Genomic DNA, 22,290 nt, shown 5'->3' on the forward strand with positions numbered 1-22,290 from the left:
GGAACCGGAACCGGTACGCTCGATGCAGGAGGAGGTCGGAGTGGGAAAGAGCGCTGACGCCATCGCCGAAGGCGTGGCGATCGCTACGTCGGCCGCCCGTCTGACCATCAAGAACCACATCCTCGTGGGGACGATCGCGGAGGGCGGGTCCTTCGACGTCGCCAAGTACATGAACGACGCGCACGAGGCACTGCTGGCGCTCGCGGCGGAGTCGCAGGAGGCCGCGGAGCTCGCCACGAAGCTGCGCAAGCGCGCCCATGGCCGGTATTCGGATCCCCACGGCACGCACGACTACCGCGATCGCGACGTGCGCAACCTCAAGAAGCGCGCCAAGCAGTCCGCCGCGGTCGCCGACCGGCTGCGCGAGATGGCCGACGACCCGGAGTCGCTGCGGTTCCTCGTGGAGGCGGCGCGTGCCGCGGCCTGGAGCGACGTCGCGACCAACCTGCAGAGCCGGCTCACCGTCGAGGCCATGCGTCCCGACCAGGACCCCGACTACCGCACCATGCGCGAGGCGCGGATGCAGGCGCTGCGCCTCGTCGACCTGCAGGCGCTCGCCTCCGAGCAGCGCGCGAGGCGGAAGAACCGCGAGAAGGCCGACAAGGCCGTGGAGAAGGCGAACAAGGCCGCGGCGAAGGCGGCGGAGCGCGAGGGGAAGCGCGCCGCCAAGCAGGCGGGCTGAGCGCGCCACGCCCGGCGGATTCCCGGGCAGGGCTCTCGATTCGCGTTCCGACCCGGGTCTGGGGTATTGTTGACGAGGCCCGCGAGAGCGGGCGGTCTTGTGAAAGACCGGATGCGCCTGTAGCTCAATGGATAGAGCATCTGACTACGGATCAGAAGGTTGGGGGTTCGAGTCCCTCCAGGCGCACAGAAGCAGACAGCCCGTCCAGCAGCAGCTGGGCGGGCTGTCTTGTTGCCTGCGCCCAACGGATGAACTGCGTAACGCTCGGCTCTCCGATGCCACGCTCCCACTTGGCAACCGTCGCGTGCGAAACGCCGATCTTGGGCGCAATCTCGCGAGTCGTGAGGCCGGACAGTGCCCGCGTTGCTCGCAGGATTTCGGGGACCGTAGTCGCCTCTACCTGAATCATCGTCATGCCGTCAGTCTAGACTGACGCGGCTGTAAAGAAAACGACACGCCGGGATCAATCCGATTCCGAACGCGTCGAGCGCACCAGTGTGTTCCGCATGGAAAGAAAACGACGCACCCGCGTCGCGAACCGCATTCGCGACTCATCACAGACCCCGGACAGGGGATAACCACATACGCGCTGAGACAGGCGCACACCACGACCTCGGGGGAACGAGGCGAGACCCGGGAAGCCTGTAGCCCGTCACCACGTAGGACCGCGAGCGACTGGGCGGTGACTAAAGGCAGGCCCCGGCACCGACCCCCAACGGAACCCAGATCGCACATACCGGCACTGGCTGGGCCTCAACAGCCCAGCGTCATGTATCGACCGGGCTGGCTCCGAAGAGCAAGACCCCATCGGCTTGAACCCCTCTGAGAGACGTCCCATGCCTCGGGATAGCTCTCAGGGTCAAGCCACTCCCAGAACTTCACCAAAGAGCAGGACCGATGGAGCACGAGTACACGGCCTCGGGATGGTGCCGATGCGGACACCACAGAGACGACGGACGACGAGAGCAGAGCAACCCGCCCCGCCTCACACGTGCCGAGATCCGAGAACTACTCGCCCAGTACGGCCCCGCTTACGAACCGAAAGACAGAACATGAAGCACTACACCATGAGCACCAACGCCAAGGACTCGCCCTGGTACTTCGTCATCGCGGAGACGATCCACGACGCGATCAGGGCCGTGGAGTCCGCGACGCGCGCCTACGTCAACTTCGGCCTGGAAGTGCACCGCACTGAGCCGAAGTGGAACGAAACCCTGATCGAGGCATGACCGTGCGACGGCTCATTCACATCGTCATCCTGTCCATCGTCCTCGGTGCTCTGTTGGGCCTCGGGGCTACGTTCCTCGACGGCATCTTCGCTGGCGTGCTCGGAGGGGCGCTCGTGCCCGTCCTGTTCGCGTTCAGGTGGCACAGCGGGCCGTGTCGATGGCGCTCTCCGGCGAGTGTGTCGCGGCGAGCGTGCAGCGCGGCGGACACGTGTGCGTGTGCGTGCGCCCGTGGGAGCACAGCGGTCCGCATCAGTGCGGCATCTGCGAGGAAGTGACGCGATGACGGCGACCATGACCGACGCGGAGGCGCGACGGGTTCGGCGTGCGGCGAACAGGCTCACGGTCCTGCTCGAAGCGGCCCGGAAGCTCCAGGCCCAGGCCAACGCCCTGCGCATGGTGGCGACGGCCCGAGCGCTCGGCAGCATCGTGGCCACGCTCGACGGCGCACGCGTCCAGTTGATCGAGGACGGAGCGGACTACCTCGACGCGGCAGCGGCGTTCATCCGTGCCGGTGCCGACCACCTTGCCGTGCACGCCGCGAACATCGGCAGGAACCAGCACCAGTGAGCGCAAAGCACCAGACGCCCGAGTACCGGCGCAACGCGCGCATCATCCGTGAGCGTGTGCGCTCCGCGTGGCGCGCCGGTCGGGCTGTCTCGTGCTGGCGCTGCCGCGGTGCCATCGCACCCGGTCAACCGTTCGACGTGGGGCACCTGCCCGGGGCGCTTGGCTCCGCGCTGTCCGACCTTGCGCCCGAGCACCGACACAAGACCGGCGCGTGCGTGGGCAACCGAGCAGCCGGGGCCAAGCTCGGCGCGGCCATCACCAACGCTCGACACACACCAACCATCCCGACCAAGAACGCGACGACATGGCGACTCTGACCGACACCGACTCTTTGAGTGAGCGCGCGACAACTGCCGCCTCCGCTAGCGAAATCCCCCCCCTGGACTGGGCCGGGGAGCAGCTTCCCGAAGAGGTTCGCGATCACCCGCTCCTGGACGCCGCCGCGTGGGATGAGAAGCGAGACGAGGGCCGACGCCCGCTAGACGAGTCGGCCCTCGTCGGCAACTACCAGTCGCGCGCGGAGTTCCTGGTCGGCGCGTGGATCATCAACGAGATCGTGCCGCAGCGCATCGTCCCGGGTGGTCTGCTCGCGAACCTGCAACCGCAGATGCTTCGAACCGCCGACATCATCGGGACCGGCGCGGCCCTCGAAGAACTGGACGACGAGGAAGGCGCGGGATCGTTCCTCAACGCGATCCTGGAACCGCGGCGCAGCGCCAAGACCACGACGCTGTGGTGCATCCTGCTCGGTCGGTGCTGGATGCGCGCCGTGTACATGGCCGGCTACACCATGCTCACCACCGCCAAGAAGGCCGGAGAGCGGTTCAAGCTCGACGTGCGCGACCCGATCACGCGCAAGTGGCGCGACAAGAACAGCCGCCCGGTCAAGCTCATGGAATCCAACGGGTCGCTGGGCGTCGAGTTCCCCAACGGATCGAAGCTCGCCATCCTGTCCCCGAACGGCGATGACGTGCGCTCCGGCGCGTATGACGTGCTCGTGCTGGATGAGGGCGGCGAGGCTGAGCCGGACATGTGGGATGACATCGTGGGTGCCGTCGTGCCCTCGTTCGACACCCGTCCCGGGGCGCAGTTGATCTATGCGGGGACGGGCGGCAAGTACCGCGACGGCTCCCACTTCTGGGCAACCCTGCACGACCTCACCGCGGGCCGGATCCGCTACGGCGTCCCCGACGAGCAGGAAGACAGCGACCTCCAGACCTGGGAACAGGTGCGCCCGATCATCGAGGCACTGCATCCCGGCCTCGACGGCCTCACCAACATGGCGAAGATCGCCAAGAACTTCGTCATCCTCGGATGGGAGCGGTTCGGCCTGGAGTACCTGGGCCACTTCGGGCGCGCAGCCGGTAATGATGTCGTGCTCGGATCCGAGTGGGGCGCGACCCTCCAGGGCGGTGCGGTGCCCGAAGGCGTTACGCCGCTCGCGCTCGCGTTCGCCGTGCACCCGTCCGGCCTCTGGGCCTCCGTCGCCGTCGCCTGGTACATGACCGACGAGGGCGGCGACCTCGCGCGCACCGCGTGGGCGATGGACGGCGACACGGAAGCCGCGCCGCCGCGCGTCGCGTTCAAGCTCGTACACCACCAGGAAGGCAACGCCGGGATGCCTGCCGTGCTCTGGCGGCTCTGGAAGGAGACCCGGCTCCCGATCATCCACGACGACAGCCCGCAGGAAAAGGAGATCATCCAACAACTCATGCGGCAGGCGCGCCCTCGCCCACAGGTCACCATGCTCCGGTTCGCGGAGAAGAAGGTCGGCACCACCAAGCTCATCAACGGCCTCAAGCACGGCACCACCCTGCACTGGGCGCAGGAGCCACTGGACACCGCCGCAGCCGGGGCCGTCCGCCGCCTCTCGGCAGGCGCTGTCCTGTTCGGCGCCCCCGCGACCAACCCGGAGTTCGATGTCACGCCACTGGAGGCCGCAGCCGCCGCCATCTACAAGCTGCCCGGCCCCGGCGCAGGGCAGTCGTTCGCACCAATTGTTGTGAGCTAGCCACAAAGTTATCCACAGATTGCCGTAGGAAGTAGACAAGAAAGGTTAGGGTTTCGGTCATGTCCTGGTTCTCGCGGCTCCTGTTCGGCGCTCCCGGCACGGCCCACAACGTGCTCTCCCCGCAGCCGATCCTCCCCTACGCCCCGAGTCCCGAACTTGCCGCCCTCGTCTACAAGGACATCTACGGCGGATCCGTCGAAGACGCGGTGACGCGCGAAGTCGCGATGACGGTCTCCCCGGTCAAGAAGGCTCGCGCCGTCATCGTCGGACGCCTCTCCGACTTGCCGATCGAACTCGGCGACACCGACGAGAGCGGCGAGTTCGTGCCCGACGCGACCCAGCCGGAGTGGCTCACCAGCACGGGAACCGTACAGACGGTCTGGCATCGCACCGCCTGGACCCTGGACGATCTCCTGTTCACCGGCTGGAGCCTGTGGGCCATCGAGCGCGACTCGTTCGGCACCATCACCAAGGCGGCGCGCATCCCGCGTGCGCACTGGACGTTCTCCGACGAGTCCCCGACCGGCGTCTCCGCGAACGGCGCGCCCGTCACCGACCCCAACTCCGTGCTCCTGATCTGTGGCCCCGACGAGGGGCTGCTCATCACGGCCCGCGACTCGATCCGCGGATGGCGGTACATGGAAAAGGCGTGGGTCGGACGCGCCCGCAACCCGATCCCGCTCATCGTCATCCACGAGGCCCAGGAGAACGGCACCACGCAGGACGAGGCTCAGGCCATCGTCTCCGCCTTCGCTGCCGCCCGCACTAGCGAGAACGGCGCAGTGGGGTTCCTTCCAGCCGGTCTCAACCTCGAAGTGCACGGGGCGGTGGAGGCAGACCTGTTCGACAAGGGCCGCAACGCCTCCCGCATCGACATCGCCAACCAGGTCAACCTTCCCGTCTCCTACCTCGACGGATCGACCGCCACGTCGTCGCTCACCTACGTCACCCAGGAGGGCAGCCGTAACCAGGTCGTGGACGACCTGGAGTACTGGCTTGCGCCGTATGAGCACGCGCTCTCGACGCTCACGCCCGGGCGGAAAGTGCGCGTCAACCGGTCCAACCTGACCGCCGTCCCCAACGACACGTTCGGCGCGACCAGCCGCACCGACGCCCCGACAACCCAGGAGGTACAGGCATGACCGACGCGCAGTTCTCTTACGATCCCGCCACGCGCACGCTCCGCGGGATCCTGCTCCCGTTCGGGGAGCGCTCGCGTCCCAACATCACCGGCAACGAGGGCGTCATGTTCTCCGCCGACAGCATCGAACTGCCGCGGGATCCGTCCGTCGTCACCCTCAACAGGAACCACAACCGATACGACCCCATCGGGCGAGCGACGTTCCTGGAGAAGCGTCGCGAAGGCGTCTACGCGGAGTTCGCCGTCGCACAGACCGACCAGGGCGACGAGTACCTCCGCAACCCCGGCGCGCTCCGAAAGCTCTCTGCCGAAGTCACTGACATGGTGACCGAAGCCGCGAAGGTCGTTCGATCCCGCCTGACCGGCGCGGCCCTCGCCCCCGCTGGCGCATTCCCGTCCGCTGGCCTGTTCGCCCTCGTGGAAGCCGTCCCCACCAGCGACAGCGCCCCCGAGACCACCAGTGAGCACCACGAGGACGAGTTCACCGACGAGAACGGCGTCACGTGGCGGCGCGTCCTGGACATCGAGACCGAGACCACCGACACCGCAGCCGGATCCACCACCACGACCACCATCACCGAGACCACCGAGAACGCCAACCAGGACGGCGCGCCCGTCACCACCGAAGGAGCATTCGCAATGACCAACATCGTCCCCGACGGCGCGATCGCCGCGCCCACCAAGGACACGCGCAGCCTGTCCGGTCTGTTCGCCGCCATCGCGACCGGCGAGGGCCGCGAGCAGTATGCCGACGCCGCCGACGCCGCCTTCGCACTCGCGACGATCCAGCACTCCGGCCCCACGACCGTCACCATCGGTGCGGACACCCAGGCCCCCGGCTACCTCGGAGAACTCTGGCTCCGCCTGCCGTACAACCGGCGCTTCGTGCCGCTGCTCAGCACGGCACCGCTGACCAGCTACCGCATGCAGGGCTGGGGCTGGGATCCGTCCAAGCTGCCCGCGATGGACGACTACAGCGGCAACGTGTCCGATGTCCCGTCCAACGCCGTGGATACGCTCCCGTACTCGTTCGATGCGAACCGCCTGGCGGGTGGCCACCAGATCGACCGCCGATTCTCCGACTTCGGTGACCAGTCCGTCATCCAGTCGTTCCTGGTTCAGCAGGGCGAGAGCTACAAGCGCAAGACCGACGCCAAGGCGCTGGCGGCGATCATGGCGGCAGCGCAGGTCACCGCCCCGGGGACCGTGCCGGCTGGCGTTCCGAAGGGCCTCGCGGCCATCGTGGATGGCGCTCTGGGCGTCATCGGCACCGAGAACCGTCCGAGCTTCGCGCTCGTGTCGCCCGAGCTGTGGCGGGACATCATCATGATGGCCGACAAGGACAAGCTGGCCTACCTCAACGCCGGGTTCGGCCTGGAGAAGGGCGACCTGGAGTCGTTCGCGATCCTGCCCGCGTCCGTCGGAACCGGCAAGGTCATCGTGGGAGCCAAGGAGGCGATGACGTTCTACGAGCTCGGCGACACGCCCATCCGCGTGGACGGCGTGAAGCCGGGTCAGGGCGCCACCGAAGTGGCCGTGTTCGGCTACTGGGCCACGCTCGCCAACAACGCCGCCGCGATCCGCTCCGTCACGGTCGCCTAAGCGGAACGGGAGCGTAGACGATGGCAACCTGGCTGACGCCCGACGATGACGACCTGGACGAACTCTGGCCCGACGCGCACCTCCTGCGCCCGACCGTGCTCGCCACGTACCTCAACGCCGCGAAAGAGGCATGCATCGCCTACGCTCCCGCCGCGCCGCTCGCGCCGCCCGCGTTCGCACCGGTCACGCTTACCTGGCCAGTCGACGGGACCACCGTCGCCCTGTCGCGGGAAGGTGACGTTGTCACGATGCTCGCGAAACCACACACCGATCCGGCCAAGGACGCGACCACCAGACTTCCCATGCCTCCGGACTTCTCGCCGTGCGGGAACGTGTATGGATTCCAGTTCTCCAGCGTGAACGCCACAGCCCCCGGGGGATGGTACGTGCAGATTCAGGAAACCACCCTGGGTGGCGGAACCGGAATCGCCGTCAATTCGACTGGCCCTGCCCCCTACGCGCCGTTCTCGGCGCAGTGGCTCGCCGATCCTGCGGTGCCAGTGCCGACGATCCCGGACGGGTGGCGTCTCGCGCAAGCTCTCCAGGCGCAGAACGCATTCAACGCGAACAACGCGGCACCTGGGAACGGCGACTTCGACGGCGGCGGGTACGGCATCACCGCGCACCCGCTCGATTGGCAGGTTAAGCAACTGCTCCGCCCCAAGCGTGCGTTCGGGGCCATCGCATGAGCGTCGTCACCGAACTGGAAGCCAGCCTCAAGACCGAGTTCCCGGCCCTCGTCGTCACCGCGACGGAGGGGCCGCTCCAGGACGTGCGCAAGCTCACTCTCCTGATCCGCCGCAAGAGCGTGGACGTGTTCCCCGGCGCGCCGCTCTCGCATCGCAACGTGGGCGTCCTGCTCACGCTCATCAGTCCCCTCCTCGACCTCGACGCGGCAGCCGAACAGCTGGACGACGGCGTGCTCCCCGTCCTCGACTGGCTCGACTCCCGCTACCTGCACGAGCCTGCCTCCCTCGTCGGGTGGAACGGCAGCCGGCTCGCGTACGACATCCCCGCAACCATCACCGCACAGAAAGAGAGCTAGACATGGCCAAGATCGCCGTGGCACCCTTCGTCCTTCGGGATTGCGTCCTCAACATCAAGGACGGCGCGTCCGACCTCGGCGACTTCGAGGCGGGCGTCTCCAAGGTCGAGATCACGCCGAACGTCTCCGTCCAGTCGTGGCAGGGACTCACTCCCACGGCAACGTTCCAGGACGTTGCCGCGCCCGTTTGGACGTGCAACATCGACCTCGCGCAGGACTACGCGACCGTGGGCAGTCTCGCGTCCTACCTGCTCGCGAATGTCGGCAAGAAGGTGACCGGCAAGTTCACGCCCAAGGCGGGCGGCAAGTCCGTCACGGTCACCATCACGTGCCTGCCGGGCGGCATCGGAGGCGCGGTCGGCGCGTTCGCCACCACGTCCGTCGCGCTGCCGGTTGACGGTCAGCCGGTCATCGCCTAGCGCGTCAGGTTCCGCCTGACAGCGAATCAATCGGGAGCGGCAATGCGTATCGACGTGACCAACTCGCGAGAACTCCTCGCAGTGATCTACGCCGTGCGATCCCTGGACAAGACCATTCAGAAGATGGTTCGCCAGGAGACCAAGCGCATTGCCGCTCCGGAATGGTCCGAAGCGCTCAGGAGGCGGGCCGACAGCGCGCTAGAGCAGAAAGTCATCGTGGGCACCGCAGTTGTGTCGGTGTCCAACCAGAACGTTCGCGTCCAGTCCGCGAACAAGGGCCGCCCCCTCTCGGGCGGACTCAGCCCTAAGACCGACTTCCCCGCCGTCGAGTACGGCGCGGACGACGACACGCAGACGTACAAGCGGCGATCCCGCAAGGGCGGCACGCACAACGTCACCCGCCACACCGCGGCGCAGCTGAAGCGCCGCAACGCGCGGGGCTACGTGTTCGGCCCCGCTGCATCCGAAATGATCCCCAGGCTCGCCCGCCTGTGGGTACAGACCACTGTCCGCACCATCGCGGAAGCACTCAAGGGAAACCAGGAATAGGCCGTGGGACTCTCCATCGACATCGCCATGAACACGCGCGAGGCGCAGCGCGGGGCCAAAGATCTCTCGGGCGCGCTCGACAAGGTTGCCGACTCGCTGGATGACGTGGCCGACGACAGCGCCAAGGGTGGGGACCGCGTAGAGCGCAGCTTCCGCGAAATGACCAAGGCGGCACGGGAAGCCGGACGCCAGGGCGCGGACGGCATGGACAAGCTCGGCAACGCACTCAAGGACGCTGAGCGCCAAGCGAAGCGCACCGAGCGTGCCGTAGACGACATCGGCGAGGGTGGCAAGCGCGGATTCGGCAAGATGGGCGAGGCGGCGCAGGAGGTAACGCAGGAGGTCGGGCAGAACCTCGGCGAGGCGGTCTCCTCGGTTCGAGGCAACCTGGCGGACCTCGGCCAGGTGGGACAGGACACCCTAGGCGGCCTCGCCGCAACCATCGCTGGAACCGGCCCCGCAGGAATCGCCGGGGCCGCAGCCCTCGCCGCGGGCGCGGTCGGCCTCGGTCTCGTCACGGCAGAGATCGAGAAGCAGCAGCAGGAGGCCGACGAACTCAAGGCGCGGCTCCAGGCCGCCTACCGCGAGGCCTCCGACGCGGGGCGCGCCTATCTCGATATCGCGCAGATCATCGCCAACCAGCAAGACCTCATCAACAACCCTGACCGTGCCGACGAGTACGCCAAGATCCTGGAGACGCAGAAGAAGACCGGGCTGGACATGTCCACGATCCTCAAGGCGAACGCGGGCGACCTCGGCGCCCTCGCCGTCGTCATGGGATCCGTGTCCGATGCGAACAAGCGCGCGACCGAGGCGGGCGACGAGTTCAACGTCTGGACCCAGAGGACCAGCTCCGGCCTCCAGGAACTGAACAACTACTGGAAGCTCACGGGCGACACCGCCCGTGATGCCAACCAGCAAGCCTCCGATTCGGTGAAGTTCACCACGGACCTTCTCCTCGAGCAGATCCAGTCGGCCAAGGACGCAGGCGTAGAAGTAGACGAGCTCGGCAACAAGCTCGTGACGCTCAAGACCGACCACGGCGACACCAAGATCCTCATCGATGCGCAGACCGGACAAGCGACCCTCGATGTCCAGAAGTTCGGCACCGATGCGGACGGCGTAATCGACCACGTGAACGGGCGCGAGGTAGTCATCAGGGCACGCGCTGAAACCGGGGACGCGCTCCGCGATCTCAACGACGCGTTCGCGAACACGGTCTTCAACATTCCCGTAGTGGCGCAGTACGGACCGCTCAAGGGTAGCTATGGATGGGGGCCGTAATGGCAACGACAATCACGGCGGGCGCTTCCGTCATCACGCCGCTCCTGGTCGAGGGATTCGAGGCCGCGCGCTCGGGCGGTGCCATCGTGCACACGATCCTTGGACGCGCTAACCCCGATGTCACGCTTCGACCTGCCGGAACACGCACCGGCGCCCTGGAACTCCTCTTCGCCGACGAAGCGAAGGCAAACCAGGCATGGTCGGCTCTCGCAGTCGCAGGCGTATTCACGCTCGCGTCTGACGAGCGCGCGATCGGCATGACGTTCGTAATCCCCGAGGGCGAGCGAATCGGACTCAAGCTGGACGACACGACCCGGAATCACTGGCACGTGACGGTTCCCTACCGGGAGGTCACGGCGTGATCTCCACGCACACTTACAGCGCGACGCTGAACACAGCGCCGACTGTGACTCCACTGAGCATCAAGGGCGGTCGGGTGAGCCTCGACGCCGCCCGCTGGCCACACGTCGAAGCAACGATCACAGTCGCAGTGCCGGATCCGGCGATACTCGCCCTACTCGATCCGCGTGGCGGGCGGCGGGTCACCCTCACCGCACACGCCCAGTTTGCTGGCTTCGCACAAGACCGCGTGTTCGATCTCGGCATCCGGGCCATGCGCCCGAATCGTGCGGGCGGCGAAGTGGAACTCACTCTCAAATCGGATGAGGCTCTGCTCCAGGACTATGCGCCGCTGGCTCTTGACGCAGGCGCTCGCGCTTCCGAAACGTCTCTCCGGGCCGTCACCAACTACGTGCTCAGCAAGATCGGTGCATCCCTGCAGGCGGGCGCGGAGGACGCGAACGTAACTGCCTACTGGGCGGTTACCAACGAGGTCATCAATCCGCGGGCAGCGCTCACCGCGACCGGCTGGCAGGCCGGATCCGGCGCGTCCGCCGTCGCCCGTGTCACGATGACCGCACCGCTCCCGACCGCTGGGCCGTACGCAATCCAGTGGACCGCCGCCGCAGGCACATCCAACATCGTCCCCATCGGCGCATCGGCGGCTCGGATGCGCGTCACGCCTGGCAAGTGGTACGTGTTCTCCGCGTACGTGTGTTCCGGCACGGCACGAACTGCGGGCGCGGCGGTCCAGTTCTGGGCGGCGGGCGGTTCCTCGGCCTCCAAGACGTTCTATGGCGCGACAGTCACATCGGACGCCACGACGTTCCGGCGTGTGTCCGTCATCGCCCAGTGCCCGCCCGGAGCCTCGGAGGCCGTCCCGTTCGTGACGACGCTCGCGAACGCAGCGGGGAACCTGCACTACGTGTCCATGTGTATGTGGCACGAGGGCCGCGAGGTCGTGCCCTACTTCGACGGCGCGACCGCAGCGGGCAGCGGCTACACCTACGAATGGCAGGACGCCGCGCACGCTTCCGCATCTTCCCGCCTACCCGTCACCGAGCGCGCGCCGGAACTCTTCGAGTGGCGGGCAGGGGTCAGCGCAATCGACTTCCTCGCCCCGCTCGTGCAAGCCAACGGCTTCCGGCTCGTGTGTGACGAGCAGCGACGCTGGACGCTCCGAGGCGTCAACTACATCGCACCTGGCAGTGCCGTCGCGCTCCGCTACGGCGTCAACATCATCGACGCCGGGGAGGACGCCTCCCGCGACGACGACACGTGGTATGACGCCTGCGTAGTCCGCTACAAGTGGACCGACCGCGACGGCATCCAGCAGGTTCGCGAGGACGCCTACGCGGCCACCACGCCACCCACCAAGGTCCGACTGATCGAGGTGGACGGGATCTATCCCGGCCCAGGGCGAGCGCAGTACAACGTCCAGCGCGCCAAGGGCCGAGGGCGCACCCTGAACCTGTCCACGGTCGCGGATTGGTCCGTCGTTGTGGACCAGAACCTGACGGCAACCCTCGACGGAACGCCCATCCAGGCCGGGGCCGTCGAAAGCCTCGAATACGACCTCAGCAACGACCGCATGCGTGTCGCGTCCCGAACCAGAGACGTGCCCGCAGGCGCAATCGAACTCCTGACCGGCACCATCGCCGCCCTATCCGGCACCATCGCAACCCTCACCTGAAAGGCCCACCATCATGGCAATCGGAGACGACGCCGTAGCAGCGGGAATGGCCATCGTGCCCGGGAGCACCCTGGCCAACACCATCCACACCGAAATCAACCAGACCCGCGACTACATCGCGCAGCGCACAAGTGCCGTCCAGCCCATCGCAAAGGGCGGAACCGGAGCAACCACCGCCGGAGCAGCCCTCGCCGCGCTCGGAGGCCTTCCGCGCTCTGAAGTCTTCGACGGCACCGGGAGCGTGTTCGACAAGGTGCCGAGGTACGACAGCTCGGGTCGACTCATCTGCGCCGCTCCCGCCGCGAGCAACCACGCCGTCCCTTACGGCACCCTCGCGGCGTCTGTCGCCAACTATCTGCCTCTCTGGGGCGGGACCGTGACCGGGGACGTGCTCCTCCCGAACACCACCCCGGCAACGTCCGGTTGGACCATCGCCTACATCGACGGCAACGGGCGCATCAGCAAGGGCGCGTCCTCCGAGCGCTACAAGGAGGACGTTCACACCATCGATCCGGGATCTCTGGGCGACATCTGGCCGGCTCTTCACTCCTACCGGATGGTCGGAGGCGACGGATCCGAGCGATACGGGTGGATCGCGGAGCGGCTCGCCGAGAACCCCGACCTCGCCCCGTTCGTCGTCTACGCAGGCATCACCGGTGAGACGCTCCCCGATTCCATCGACTTCATCGGCTTGCTCATCGCGCAGAACGCGCAGCTGCACCAGGCGCTCGACATCCTCACGCAGCGCATCGAGCGGCTGGAGGGCCGCGCATGACCACCGACCTCGGGCACGGGCGCGGATGGGCCGCCGACGAGGCTGCCGCATCCATCTTTCGCATCGACCAGCAGCTAGGACGCCCAGCCCAGATCACAGAGGCTGGGCGATCCATCGAGGAGGCCGACAAGAACTACGCCGCCTACCGCGCCTACGTCGAGGGTCGCGGGCCGTGGGCACCGCTCGCGCTCCCCGGGAGCAAGTCCGTGCACTGCAAGGGATACGCCTCCGATACCGACGCCTACAAGGATCCGCACGAGGACGCCGTGTGGGAGGACAACGGCTGGATCCAGACGGCCCGCTACGACGACCCCGATGAGGACGAACCCTGGCACCGCGAGTACTTCCGAGACCGCGACAACCACCGCAACGACCCCGCACCGACCACCACCGAGAGTCCCGAGGAGGACGACGAAATGAACAAGGACAAGTACTGCTGGCTGCGCCGCGCTGACGGCGTGATCGTGAACGTGATCTACAACACGGGCAGCGGCTACTACCAGCCGTGGGAGTCCAACAACGGCGAGTACAACACGCGCAAGGCGCGGGGGCACGACCTCGCGGGGCCGACGTTCGAGGTCACGCCGTCCGACCTCGACGCAATCGCCAAGGCCTGTGCGGACGTTCGCGGGAGTAGGGCATGAGCGGTACGCGGGCGCAGCGGCGCGCCGTCATGACCGCTCGCCGCTGGCGCATCCTCCGACGCTGGATCTACAGCGTGTCTATCGCGGCCATCCCCCTGGGGATCTACCTCAAGCTGATCCCCGCCGAGGCCGCCCCGGTCATCCTCCCGGTGATCCTCGCTCTGGTCATGGTCAAGCCGGACGGCACGCCGGAGGACATCGAGTGATACCCGACCCGCTCGAAGTCGCCCTCGTGGCGATGCTCGCCATGGTGCTCGCCGGTCTCATCGCAGCCGGGGTCACCATCAGCATCCAGCTGATCAAGTGGAAGATGGAGAATCAACGACTGTGGTCCTGGAACCGAGCGCTCCAGGACCACATCTATCGGGGTTCTCCGCCGCCGCCGCCCGCGGCTCCACCTGGCTTGTTCGACTAGAAACCGCGGGCGTACTCGGCCACCCGGTCAGGATCGTTCCAGAAAGCTGTGAACGCCTCCTGACCGCGGTGGCCGATCATGTTGTGACACATCCGTGCACTGTCGTAAGTCTCCCCGGTCTTGTCCTCGACGGTCCCATTCGGGCGGTGCTCATCGTAGAACGCGACGCACGACGACCAAGCGGTCTGATCTGGCGTTTGTGCAGGCGCGCAGCCGCTCAGTGCAAGCGCGAGGACGGCGAGCGGTGCAAGGCGGATCATAGATTTGAGCATAGGTGCTACACAGCTCTCAGGTGGCGGGCGGGCGACTCGGGCGTCGCGTAGCCTGCCGCCGCATACACGGCAGCCCGGCGGCGAGCATCGGAAGGGCGGACGTAGCGCGTCGTGGTGTTCGGGTTGGCATGTCCGAGAAGACCTTGCGCGGTGAGCGTGTCTCCACCAGATGCCTCGTGCACGTTCGTGCCGAAGCTGTGTCGCAGCTTATGGCCAGTCCATGCACCCGGGAGTGCCTGCTCCAGTAGCTCGCCGACGCGCCTGGGGGACAGGTGCCCGTCAATCGCGCCAGGGAACGCGTACCCCTCTCCGAGCGCTCGCAGATCGAGCGCGAGCCGCGGGGTGAGTGGCACAAAGCCGCATCCGATTGCCCTTGCCATGCACGAGCAGAGACCAACCGAGTAGATCCTCACGAATGTCGTCTGCGTGCACGAGTGAGATCTCCGCGCGGCGCAAGCCAGCATCGTGCGCCAGGCGCATCATCAGCGCTGTGCGCGGATCTGCCTTTCTCACTGCCGCTTGATATACCGGATCTGGCACCGGATCGGGGGCGGGTGCGGACGGCTTGATCAGCGGTAGACGCTTAGCCGGATTCGAGTCGATCAGGCCCTCCCGCTTGCCCCACCGCCAGAACTCCCGGAATCCGGCGTACCGGCTCCGACGTGTCTCCTGTGCCCACGACTGCGCGGCAGCGTACGCGATCAACGCCGTGTACGTCATCTCCCACGGACCGACACCGACACGGCGCGCCATGTGTTGCAGCTGCTCCCGCCGCGCTCGAATTGAGTTGGCGCTCCGGTTCGCCACGATCATCCACGTGCTATACGCCGCGATAGCCTCAGCCCATACAACGGGCACGACGGCAACACTCATCCTCTGGTCTCCTGCATTGCTGTGAACTCCCCCAGAGGGAACGCTAGCCGCGCTCACTCGACACGCCCGCATGACGGTATACCGGGCGCGCCAATCGTGCGGTTCGTGCGCCGCTGGCTGCTCCACGCGGCAAGCTGCTCCGCGTAACGCTCCGGCGTCTGATGCTGGCTCGTCACATCGAGAACGACGCTCATCCGCCCGTCCGTGGACTCGATCTGCTCACGGTCGCGCCACTCGGTCATGAAGTCGAGCGAAAGCTGATCGACCGCGTTGTGCAGCTCGTCCAGAGTGTTCGCCGCGATCGTCACAGCCAGCATGTACTTCGGCAGCGGGATCAGATCCTCATCGCGCTGTGCGACGCGGTTGGCGATCAGGTCACGCAGTGGGTGGCTCATCACTCACTCCCATCCGTGCGATCCGCTTCCTCCGCAGCCAGGAACTCGGCAAGCTCTCTGGCCATGTAGCGCGGGACGAACAGCACCTTGACGCCCTCGGGATTGTGAACGGCGATCCCGCCCGTGCTCACCCGCCTGAACGTGTACGCGTTCTCTGTCATGCGGGCACCTTCTCGGCGTAGCGAGCATGTACGCTCTGGCGCTTGATCCCGAGCGCATCCGCGATGTACTGCCACGAGTAGCCCTGGTCATCATGCATGCCGCGCACGGCGCATGTAATCGCATCCTCGATGTCCTGACGGATCGAGGCGAGTTCGGCCAACTCGAAGTCATCGCCCTGCGCGCAACGCTCACCAGCGGCCCGAATGATCCTCTTCGCGAACGCCACGTAATCGAGCGTTTCAACCTCGCGACGGCTCACAGTTCCAACCCCGACCCGCTCGGGATTTCGCTGTCAGTTTGGAACTGACACGCAATCTCAGCGAGAATGGACCGACGCTCCGGCGTCCAGAACGCGCCCGAACGGGTGAACTTCTGGCGGAATCGCGACCATGCGACTCCCAACCAGAAGGTTGGGGGTTCGAGTCCCTCCAGGCGCACACTGTGTTGAGACAGTAAGAAACGGCCCGCTTCGGCGGGCCGTTTCGCTGTCTCCGGGGGTGCCCTGTGGCTTATAGGTCAAAACGTGTGGATGGCTCGGGTGTGTCATCGGTTGCGGAGCCATCCGGTGCGGTGCCAGAGGCCTTCGTTGGCGTCGAGGCCGGTGTCGTAGAGGGCGGGGCCGATCGGTTCGTCGGGCTCGTTGAACTCGGGCGCGCCTGTGGGCTTTGCTGCGTGCCGGTGAGCGTGGTCGATGGGGATCTCGTGCAGAAGGAGGAACCATTCAACGGCGCGGCGGCGGTGTCCGATCGGCATGCCGCGGTGGTTTCGGAGAAGGTGTCGGATCTGGCCGTTCAGGCCTTCCAAGCGTGATGTTGTTCTCGGGTTCTCGTGCTGCAGATTCGTGAACACGTGCCCGGATTCGGCGGCGCGGTGCAGGACGCCCCAGGCTTTGCGGAGCCGGTCGTGGGTGAAGCCCCATTGTCCGTTCGGATACATGGTTCGCTGGCGGGTGAGGTGTCCGTGTGCCTGCCACCAGGCTTCGAGGGTGAGCCGCCAGGTGATGGCGTCATCGATCGTTGTCACGGTGCTCAGGGCGAGGGCGACCTGTCGGAGGTCTTTGCCGGCCCGTGTGCGCGGGTTCCGTGTGAGTTCGCGGGTCACGTTCAGTTGCAGGTGGAAGATGCAGCGTTGGATCGCTGTGTCCGGCCAGCAGGTCGCGAGCGCGGAACGGATCCCGGACCCTCCGTCGGTGACGACCACGGTCGGCGGCGGGATCTGTTCGAACAGGGCCGTCCAGGCTGCGGTCGATTCACGGGCCGCCCATTGCCAGGCGATCACGTTCCCGGTGTCTGACTGGGCGATCAACAGGCACCAGGATCCGATCCAGACCCCGTCGACCAGCACGACCTCGTGGACCTCACCGGTGACCGGCATGCGGGGCTCGAGCTCCCAGCACCAGGCGGTGTCTCGGCGGAACGAGCGGCCGGTGTTGCCCGTCATTTCGATCTGCGACGCCTTGCCCGTCAGCCATCTCAGGAAGCGTCGCAGCTGCTCCCGCTGCGTCACGTCTGGGCGTTCACGTACCGACGAAGCGCCGCACCCCGGGCATCGCCACCGTTGCGTGCCCGCGGCGGTCTTGCCGTTCTTCACGAGTCGAGCCGCGCATATCACGCAGAGGGCCTGATTCGAGTGAAGGTCCACGCCTAAGCGTCGCGGACCATACGCATCCCCGTTTCACCGCACCATTCCGCGGCTAGATCAACATCCCATCCACACGTTTTGGCCTATAACCCGTTTCCGGGGGAGTGTGCTGACGAACGACTCGGCCGGCACGGGTGCACCGTCCCGGCCGAGTCGGGTGCTCAGGCGAAGGCCTCGTCGAGGGCGCCCTGCATGTCGGCCAGCAGGTCGGCGGTGTCCTCCAGTCCGACGGACAGGCGCAGGTGCCCCATGCGGCGGAACGGCTCCGGGTATGCGGCGACGCGGCCACCCTCGGTGCCGGTGTGCACGATGAGGGAGTCGTCGTGACCGAGTGAGAAGCCCGAGGTGATCAGGCGCAGATTCGCCACGAACCGGTTCTGCACCGAGGGGTCGCCGTCGACGGCGAAGGCCATCATGCCGCCGGATCCGTGCGGGAACTGGCGGGCGGCGAGCTCGTGCTGCGGGTGCGAGGGGAGCCCGGGGTAGTAGATGTAGGCGACCCGCGGATCCGCCTCGAGGAACTCCGCGATCGCCTGCGCGGAAGCCAGGTGCTGCCGCATGCGCAGCGGCAGCGTCACCGAGCCGCGCTGGATCTGCCACGCGTTGAACGGCGAGATGATGCCGCCCACGTCGACCATGGCATCGGCTTTGATCGGCTCGATGAGCTCGCGCCGCCCGACGACGGCTCCGCCCATCGCGTCGCCGTGGCCGTTGATGTACTTCGTGAGCGAGTGCACGACGAGATCGGCGCCGGCCTGCAGAGGCCGGTACACGGGCGGCGGCGTGTACGTGGAGTCGACCATCAGCAGGGCGCCGCGCTCGTGTGCGATGGCGGCGATCGCCGCGACGTCGGTGACCTGCGTCGTCGGGTTGGCGATCGCCTCGACGCACACCAGGCGCGTGTTCGGGCGTATCGCGGCGCGCACCGCGTCGTGGTCGGTGATGTCGACGAACGTGGCCTCGATGCCGTAGCGCTGCGGCAGCAGCTCGGACCACAGCCGCCAGGTCGCCTCGTACGTGATGTCGCTGACGACGACGTGGTCGCCGACGCGCACATGCGTGAAGAACACCGCGTGCAGCGCCGCGACGCCGGACGCGAGGGCCACGGCGTCCTCGCCGCCGTCCAGCGCGGCGAGCTTCTCCTGCAGCGCCTGCTGGTTCACGCCGGTGTTGCGGGTGTACAGGCCGGGCGCCGTGGCCGACCAGCTGATCTCGCTGGGGTCGTCGGGCAGCTGATACGAGTTGGCCATCACGAGTGGCGTGCGCAGAGCCAGTGTCGAGTCGACGTGGATCCCGCCGTGCACGGCGAGGCTCGCCTCGGACAGCGTGGCGGGCCGGGTGCGGTCGGGGCGTTCGGGCATGGGATCCTCCTGGGGCGAGGTCGCCGGCAGTCCCGGACCATTCCTCGCATGTGTTGTATCAGCAACTACGATTGTTTATATTGCACGGAAAGGGAAGGGGCAAGATGGACGGCACGGATCATCGGATCCTCGCGGAGCTGACCGCGGACGCGCGCACGCCGCTGGTCGCTCTGGCTTCCCGGGTGCACCTGTCCCGCAATGCCGTGAAGCAGCGCATCGAGCGGATGGAGCGCGACGGCGTCATCGGCGGCTACACCGTCGTGCCCGGGCCCGAGGCGGGTCGCAGGGTGACGGCGATCGTGCTCGTGTACCGCGAGGACCGCATGCGCGGAGCGCACGTCGTGACCGAGCTCGCCCGCATCCCGGAGATCGTGCGCTGCGACGTGCTCTCCGGCGAGTTCGACCTGCTCGCGATCGTGCAGGCCGAGGGAATGGACCGTGTCGGCGAGATCTGGGAGCACATCGCCGCGCTGCCCGGAGTGGCGAACACGGTCACGTCGGTCTCGCTCGCGCGCGTCATCGACCGCCCCTGAGCCGGACCGGCGGACCGGCGGATCCGGGTCTGCCCGTCCGCCGATCCGCTCGCATCGATGGACCGGCCGTCAGGTCGTGATGCAGACGACCTTGGGCTGCGTCATCTCCTCGAAGGCGAACCGCACGCCCTCGCGGCCCATGCTGCCGTACTTGGCTCCGCCGAAGGGCATGCTGTCCACGCGGTAGTCCGAGGAGTCGTTGATCATCACGCCGCCGGCCTCGATGCGCTCCGAGACTCGCAGCGCCCGGGACAGGTCCGACGTGAAGACGCCGGCGTGCAGCGCGTACTCGATCTCGTCGGCCTGGGCGACGGCCTCCTCCTCGGTGTCGAACGCCGAGAGCACGGCGATGGGCGCGAACGCCTCGTCGCACCACAGCGCGCACGAGAACGGCACGTCCTCCACCACGGTCGGCCAGTACACCGACCCGTCCCGGCGATGCCCGGCGAGCACGTTGGCTCCCGCGGCGACCGCGTCGTCGACGAGCCGCTCGGCGCGCTCGGCTGCCGCGTGCGAGATCATCGGCCCGACATCGGTGCCCTCGTCGGAGGGGTCTCCGGCGATCAGCGCCCGCGTGCGCGCCACGAACGCGGCGCGGAACTCCTCGTGCACCTCGCGCTGCACCAGGATCCGCTGCGCGCCGACGCAGTTCTGTCCGGCTGCCCAGAACGCGCCCGACACGCACGCCTCGACCGCGGCCGGGATGTCGGCGTCGGCGAACACGATGACCGGGGCGTTGCCGCCGAGCTCCATCGCGAGCCGCTTCAGCCCGGCGCCGCGGGCGATCGCCTCGCCGGTCGTGAAGCCGCCGGTGAACGACACCAGGCGCACTTCGCGGGCGGAGACGAGGGCCTGGGCGAGCTCCCGGTCGCCGTGCACGACCGTGACGATCTCCGGCGGCATCCCCGCCTCGATGAGCAGCCCGACGAGGAACCGCGCCGTGAGCGGCGTGAGCGGTGACGGCTTCAGGATCACGGAGTTCCCTGCGGCCACGGCGGGACCCAGCTTGTGCGCGACGAGGTTGAGCGCGTCGTTGTACGGCGTGATCGCGACGACGATGCCGAGCGGCTCGCGCGTGAACCAGCCGCGCCGGTTCGCGGATCCCTCGAACGCGTCGAAGGGGATCACCTCGCCCGCGTTCGAACGCGCCGCCTCGGCCGACAGCGAGAGCGTCGTGACGGCGCGGCGCACCTCCTTGCGCGCCTGACGGATGGTCTTGCCCGCCTCGCGCACGATGAGCGCGGCGGCCTCGTCGGCGCGGGCGCGCAGCAGGGAGGCGGTGCGCTCGAGGATGCCGTGCCGATCGAAGCGGGTGAGCTCGCGCGCCACCGCGAAGCCGCTGCGCGCGCGGGCGAGCAGGCGATCCAGGTCGTCGGGGGTGCTGCGCGGCACGGCTCCGATCACGCGGTCGTCGTACGGGTCGTGGACGAGCAGCTCGCCGGGGGCCGCGTCTGCGGTGCGTGCGGCACCCGTGCGGCACCTTGTGCGGCACCATGCTGGTGCGTCGTGGCGGGCGCGCTCATCGCGCCGCCTCCGCGACGGCGCGTGCGTGCGCGTCGATCGCGATGATGTCGGACAGCAGCGCATACGCGGTCTCGACGCGCCCCGCACCCGGGCCCGACACGGTGACCGTCCCGAGCAGGTCGGTGTCGAAGGAGACGGCGTTGGTCGGTCCGGAGACGCCGGCGAGCGGATGCGAGAGCGGCAGCGCCACCGGCTCCACCGAGGCGACCACGTCGCCGTCCGCCGTGCGGACCGCGGAGCCGATGAGCTTCCAGCGCCGGCCCTCCGCCGCAGCCGCCGCGATGTCCTCCGGCGTGATGGCCGAGATGCCGCGCCGCACGACGTCTGAGGTGGTGATCTCGGCGCCGAGCACCTCGTTCGCGAGGATCACGACCTTGAGCTGCACATCGGATCCCTCGATGTCCGCGGTCGGATCCGCTTCGGCGTAGCCCAGCGCCTGCGCCTCGGCGACGGCCTCGGCGAGCGACGCGCCCGCCTCCATGCGGCCGAGCACGAAGTTGCTCGTGCCGTTGAGGATGCCCTCGACGCCCGCGATGCGGTTGCCGCGGAGCATGTCGGCGGCGAAGCGGAGCACGGGGGTGCCGCTCATGACGGCGCCCTCGTGCTCGAACCGCACGCCGTGGTCGGCGGCGATGCGGCGCAGCTCGGCGCCCGCCAGCGCCACCGGCCCCTTGTTGGTGGTGGTCACGCTCTTGCCGCTCTCCAGCGCCGCGCGCACGTGCGACACCGCGGGCTCGCCGTCGACGGGGTTCGTGAAGGTGGCCTCGACGACGATGTCCGCCGTGGTGCTCCGGATCACGAAGTCGTTCTGCGGCACCGCGGCCCCGCCCGGCATGCCGGCGAAGGTCGCGCCCTCGGGCAGCGCGAGCACGGCGCCGAGGTCGATCCCGTCCGCCTGCATGAGGGAGCCGAGCCGCAGATCGGTGATCGCGACGACGCGCAGCGCGAAGCCGAGGTCGTCGGCGAGCTCGTCGGCGCGGGTGTGGATGATCTCGGCGAGGGCGCGGTTGACGCCGCCGAAGCCGATGAGGGCGAGGTCGTGACGATGCACGGCGGACTCCTTCGGGAGAGGGACGGATGCTGCGGCATTCATCCTCGGCGCGCGGCGCGGCGGCGCGCGCCTGCCCGTCCGCC

Annotated in this window: 29 protein-coding genes and 1 tRNA gene; 20 read left to right on the forward strand and 10 right to left on the reverse strand. The window is 67.8% G+C overall.

What is annotated here, in order from left to right; all coding sequences use genetic code 11:
- Nucleotides 1-40 precede the first annotated feature (40 nt).
- Both ACYQ1L_RS02845 and ACYQ1L_RS02850 read left to right on the forward strand, forming a co-directional pair.
- A complete protein-coding gene (locus tag ACYQ1L_RS02845; protein ID WP_460002752.1) occupies nucleotides 41-682 on the forward strand; it encodes an asparagine synthase in 642 nt (213 codons plus the stop codon).
- 113 nt (nucleotides 683-795) lie between these two features.
- Nucleotides 796-868, forward strand: a tRNA-Arg gene (locus ACYQ1L_RS02850).
- On the opposite strand, the gene ACYQ1L_RS02855 is transcribed toward ACYQ1L_RS02850, so the two are convergent.
- The gene (locus ACYQ1L_RS02855; RefSeq protein WP_460002753.1) at nucleotides 834-1,097 is read right to left on the reverse strand and encodes a helix-turn-helix domain-containing protein; all 264 of its coding nucleotides are present in this window, start codon (nucleotides 1,095-1,097) and stop codon (nucleotides 834-836) included. The genes ACYQ1L_RS02850 and ACYQ1L_RS02855 overlap by 35 nt on opposite strands.
- Before the next feature lie 637 nt (nucleotides 1,098-1,734).
- On the opposite strand from ACYQ1L_RS02855, the gene ACYQ1L_RS02860 reads away from it, so the two are divergent.
- The 17 genes from ACYQ1L_RS02860 (at nucleotide 1,735) to ACYQ1L_RS02940 (ending at nucleotide 14,395) form a co-directional block, all read left to right on the forward strand.
- Entirely contained in the window at nucleotides 1,735-1,911 is a 177-nt protein-coding gene (locus tag ACYQ1L_RS02860; RefSeq protein WP_460002754.1) for a hypothetical protein, read from the forward strand.
- Nucleotides 1,912-2,190: 279 nt separating this feature from the next.
- Nucleotides 2,191-2,478 carry a hypothetical protein gene (locus tag ACYQ1L_RS02865; RefSeq protein ID WP_460002755.1) on the forward strand — a complete coding sequence of 96 codons (288 nt, stop codon included), beginning with the start codon at nucleotides 2,191-2,193 and terminating at the stop codon, nucleotides 2,476-2,478.
- Entirely contained in the window at nucleotides 2,475-2,795 is a 321-nt protein-coding gene (locus tag ACYQ1L_RS02870; protein ID WP_251439158.1) for a hypothetical protein, read from the forward strand. Before ACYQ1L_RS02865 ends, ACYQ1L_RS02870 begins: the two co-directional genes overlap by 4 nt.
- Nucleotides 2,783-4,489 (forward strand): hypothetical protein, encoded by a 1,707-nt coding sequence (locus ACYQ1L_RS02875; RefSeq protein ID WP_460002756.1) that lies wholly within the window; start codon nucleotides 2,783-2,785, stop codon nucleotides 4,487-4,489. The genes ACYQ1L_RS02870 and ACYQ1L_RS02875 overlap by 13 nt, the downstream gene beginning before the upstream one ends.
- Before the next feature lie 59 nt (nucleotides 4,490-4,548).
- Entirely contained in the window at nucleotides 4,549-5,631 is a 1,083-nt protein-coding gene (locus ACYQ1L_RS02880) for a hypothetical protein (RefSeq protein WP_460002757.1), read from the forward strand.
- Nucleotides 5,628-7,232, forward strand: a complete 1,605-nt coding sequence (locus ACYQ1L_RS02885) for a phage major capsid protein (RefSeq protein ID WP_460002758.1) — start codon at nucleotides 5,628-5,630, stop codon at nucleotides 7,230-7,232. Before ACYQ1L_RS02880 ends, ACYQ1L_RS02885 begins: the two co-directional genes overlap by 4 nt.
- A gap of 20 nt (nucleotides 7,233-7,252) precedes the next feature.
- Entirely contained in the window at nucleotides 7,253-7,921 is a 669-nt protein-coding gene (locus tag ACYQ1L_RS02890; RefSeq protein ID WP_460002759.1) for a hypothetical protein, read from the forward strand.
- Entirely contained in the window at nucleotides 7,918-8,277 is a 360-nt protein-coding gene (locus ACYQ1L_RS02895) for a hypothetical protein (RefSeq protein ID WP_460002760.1), read from the forward strand. Before ACYQ1L_RS02890 ends, ACYQ1L_RS02895 begins: the two co-directional genes overlap by 4 nt.
- Before the next feature lie 2 nt (nucleotides 8,278-8,279).
- Nucleotides 8,280-8,696, forward strand: coding sequence for a hypothetical protein (locus ACYQ1L_RS02900; protein ID WP_460002761.1), 417 nt, complete (start codon nucleotides 8,280-8,282; stop codon nucleotides 8,694-8,696).
- A gap of 42 nt (nucleotides 8,697-8,738) precedes the next feature.
- Nucleotides 8,739-9,245: a hypothetical protein gene (locus ACYQ1L_RS02905; RefSeq protein ID WP_460002762.1), complete on the forward strand. Its 507-nt coding sequence runs from the start codon at nucleotides 8,739-8,741 to the stop codon at nucleotides 9,243-9,245.
- Between the two features lie 27 nt (nucleotides 9,246-9,272).
- On the forward strand, nucleotides 9,273-10,529 hold the full coding sequence (locus ACYQ1L_RS02910) for a hypothetical protein (protein ID WP_460002763.1): 1,257 nt from the start codon (nucleotides 9,273-9,275) through the stop codon (nucleotides 10,527-10,529).
- A complete protein-coding gene (locus ACYQ1L_RS02915) occupies nucleotides 10,517-10,891 on the forward strand; it encodes a hypothetical protein (protein WP_460002764.1) in 375 nt (124 codons plus the stop codon). Before ACYQ1L_RS02910 ends, ACYQ1L_RS02915 begins: the two co-directional genes overlap by 13 nt.
- Nucleotides 10,888-12,561 (forward strand): hypothetical protein, encoded by a 1,674-nt coding sequence (locus ACYQ1L_RS02920; RefSeq protein WP_460002765.1) that lies wholly within the window; start codon nucleotides 10,888-10,890, stop codon nucleotides 12,559-12,561. The genes ACYQ1L_RS02915 and ACYQ1L_RS02920 overlap by 4 nt, the downstream gene beginning before the upstream one ends.
- Nucleotides 12,562-12,574: 13 nt before the next feature.
- Complete coding sequence (locus ACYQ1L_RS02925; RefSeq protein ID WP_460002766.1) at nucleotides 12,575-13,336, forward strand: hypothetical protein; 762 nt, start codon at nucleotides 12,575-12,577, stop codon at nucleotides 13,334-13,336.
- Entirely contained in the window at nucleotides 13,333-13,980 is a 648-nt protein-coding gene (locus ACYQ1L_RS02930; protein ID WP_460002767.1) for a M15 family metallopeptidase domain-containing protein, read from the forward strand. The genes ACYQ1L_RS02925 and ACYQ1L_RS02930 overlap by 4 nt, the downstream gene beginning before the upstream one ends.
- Nucleotides 13,977-14,186, forward strand: coding sequence for a hypothetical protein (locus tag ACYQ1L_RS02935; protein ID WP_460002768.1), 210 nt, complete (start codon nucleotides 13,977-13,979; stop codon nucleotides 14,184-14,186). Before ACYQ1L_RS02930 ends, ACYQ1L_RS02935 begins: the two co-directional genes overlap by 4 nt.
- Nucleotides 14,183-14,395 carry a hypothetical protein gene (locus tag ACYQ1L_RS02940; protein WP_460002769.1) on the forward strand — a complete coding sequence of 71 codons (213 nt, stop codon included), beginning with the start codon at nucleotides 14,183-14,185 and terminating at the stop codon, nucleotides 14,393-14,395. Before ACYQ1L_RS02935 ends, ACYQ1L_RS02940 begins: the two co-directional genes overlap by 4 nt.
- Here the strand turns inward: ACYQ1L_RS02940 and ACYQ1L_RS02945 are convergent.
- The 7 genes from ACYQ1L_RS02945 to ACYQ1L_RS02975 form a co-directional block, all read right to left on the reverse strand.
- Nucleotides 14,392-14,655 (reverse strand): hypothetical protein, encoded by a 264-nt coding sequence (locus ACYQ1L_RS02945; protein WP_460002770.1) that lies wholly within the window; start codon nucleotides 14,653-14,655, stop codon nucleotides 14,392-14,394. The two genes, ACYQ1L_RS02940 and ACYQ1L_RS02945, sit on opposite strands and share 4 nt — an antisense overlap.
- A gap of 17 nt (nucleotides 14,656-14,672) precedes the next feature.
- A complete protein-coding gene (locus ACYQ1L_RS02950) occupies nucleotides 14,673-15,131 on the reverse strand; it encodes a tyrosine-type recombinase/integrase (protein ID WP_460002771.1) in 459 nt (152 codons plus the stop codon).
- A gap of 462 nt (nucleotides 15,132-15,593) precedes the next feature.
- Nucleotides 15,594-15,935 carry a hypothetical protein gene (locus tag ACYQ1L_RS02955; RefSeq protein ID WP_460002772.1) on the reverse strand — a complete coding sequence of 114 codons (342 nt, stop codon included), beginning with the start codon at nucleotides 15,933-15,935 and terminating at the stop codon, nucleotides 15,594-15,596.
- Nucleotides 15,935-16,096: a hypothetical protein gene (locus ACYQ1L_RS02960; RefSeq protein WP_460002773.1), complete on the reverse strand. Its 162-nt coding sequence runs from the start codon at nucleotides 16,094-16,096 to the stop codon at nucleotides 15,935-15,937. Before ACYQ1L_RS02960 ends, ACYQ1L_RS02955 begins: the two co-directional genes overlap by 1 nt.
- Nucleotides 16,093-16,356, reverse strand: coding sequence for a hypothetical protein (locus ACYQ1L_RS02965; protein WP_460002774.1), 264 nt, complete (start codon nucleotides 16,354-16,356; stop codon nucleotides 16,093-16,095). The genes ACYQ1L_RS02960 and ACYQ1L_RS02965 overlap by 4 nt, the downstream gene beginning before the upstream one ends.
- A gap of 284 nt (nucleotides 16,357-16,640) precedes the next feature.
- Nucleotides 16,641-17,738, reverse strand: coding sequence for an IS1249 family transposase (locus ACYQ1L_RS02970; protein ID WP_460002775.1), 1,098 nt, complete (start codon nucleotides 17,736-17,738; stop codon nucleotides 16,641-16,643).
- Between the two features lie 161 nt (nucleotides 17,739-17,899).
- Nucleotides 17,900-19,099: a trans-sulfuration enzyme family protein gene (locus tag ACYQ1L_RS02975; protein ID WP_460002776.1), complete on the reverse strand. Its 1,200-nt coding sequence runs from the start codon at nucleotides 19,097-19,099 to the stop codon at nucleotides 17,900-17,902.
- Between the two features lie 104 nt (nucleotides 19,100-19,203).
- Between ACYQ1L_RS02975 and ACYQ1L_RS02980 the strand changes: the two genes are divergently transcribed.
- Nucleotides 19,204-19,632, forward strand: coding sequence for an Lrp/AsnC family transcriptional regulator (locus tag ACYQ1L_RS02980; RefSeq protein WP_460002777.1), 429 nt, complete (start codon nucleotides 19,204-19,206; stop codon nucleotides 19,630-19,632).
- Between the two features lie 69 nt (nucleotides 19,633-19,701).
- On the opposite strand, the gene ACYQ1L_RS02985 is transcribed toward ACYQ1L_RS02980, so the two are convergent.
- Both ACYQ1L_RS02985 and ACYQ1L_RS02990 read right to left on the reverse strand, forming a co-directional pair.
- Nucleotides 19,702-21,066: an aldehyde dehydrogenase family protein gene (locus ACYQ1L_RS02985; protein ID WP_460005749.1), complete on the reverse strand. Its 1,365-nt coding sequence runs from the start codon at nucleotides 21,064-21,066 to the stop codon at nucleotides 19,702-19,704.
- An 85-nt stretch (nucleotides 21,067-21,151) separates the two neighbouring features.
- A complete protein-coding gene (locus tag ACYQ1L_RS02990; protein ID WP_460002778.1) occupies nucleotides 21,152-22,207 on the reverse strand; it encodes a homoserine dehydrogenase in 1,056 nt (351 codons plus the stop codon).
- Between the last annotated feature and the right edge of the window lie 83 nt (nucleotides 22,208-22,290).

The sequence above is a fragment of the Microbacterium xylanilyticum genome, from assembly GCF_054654695.1.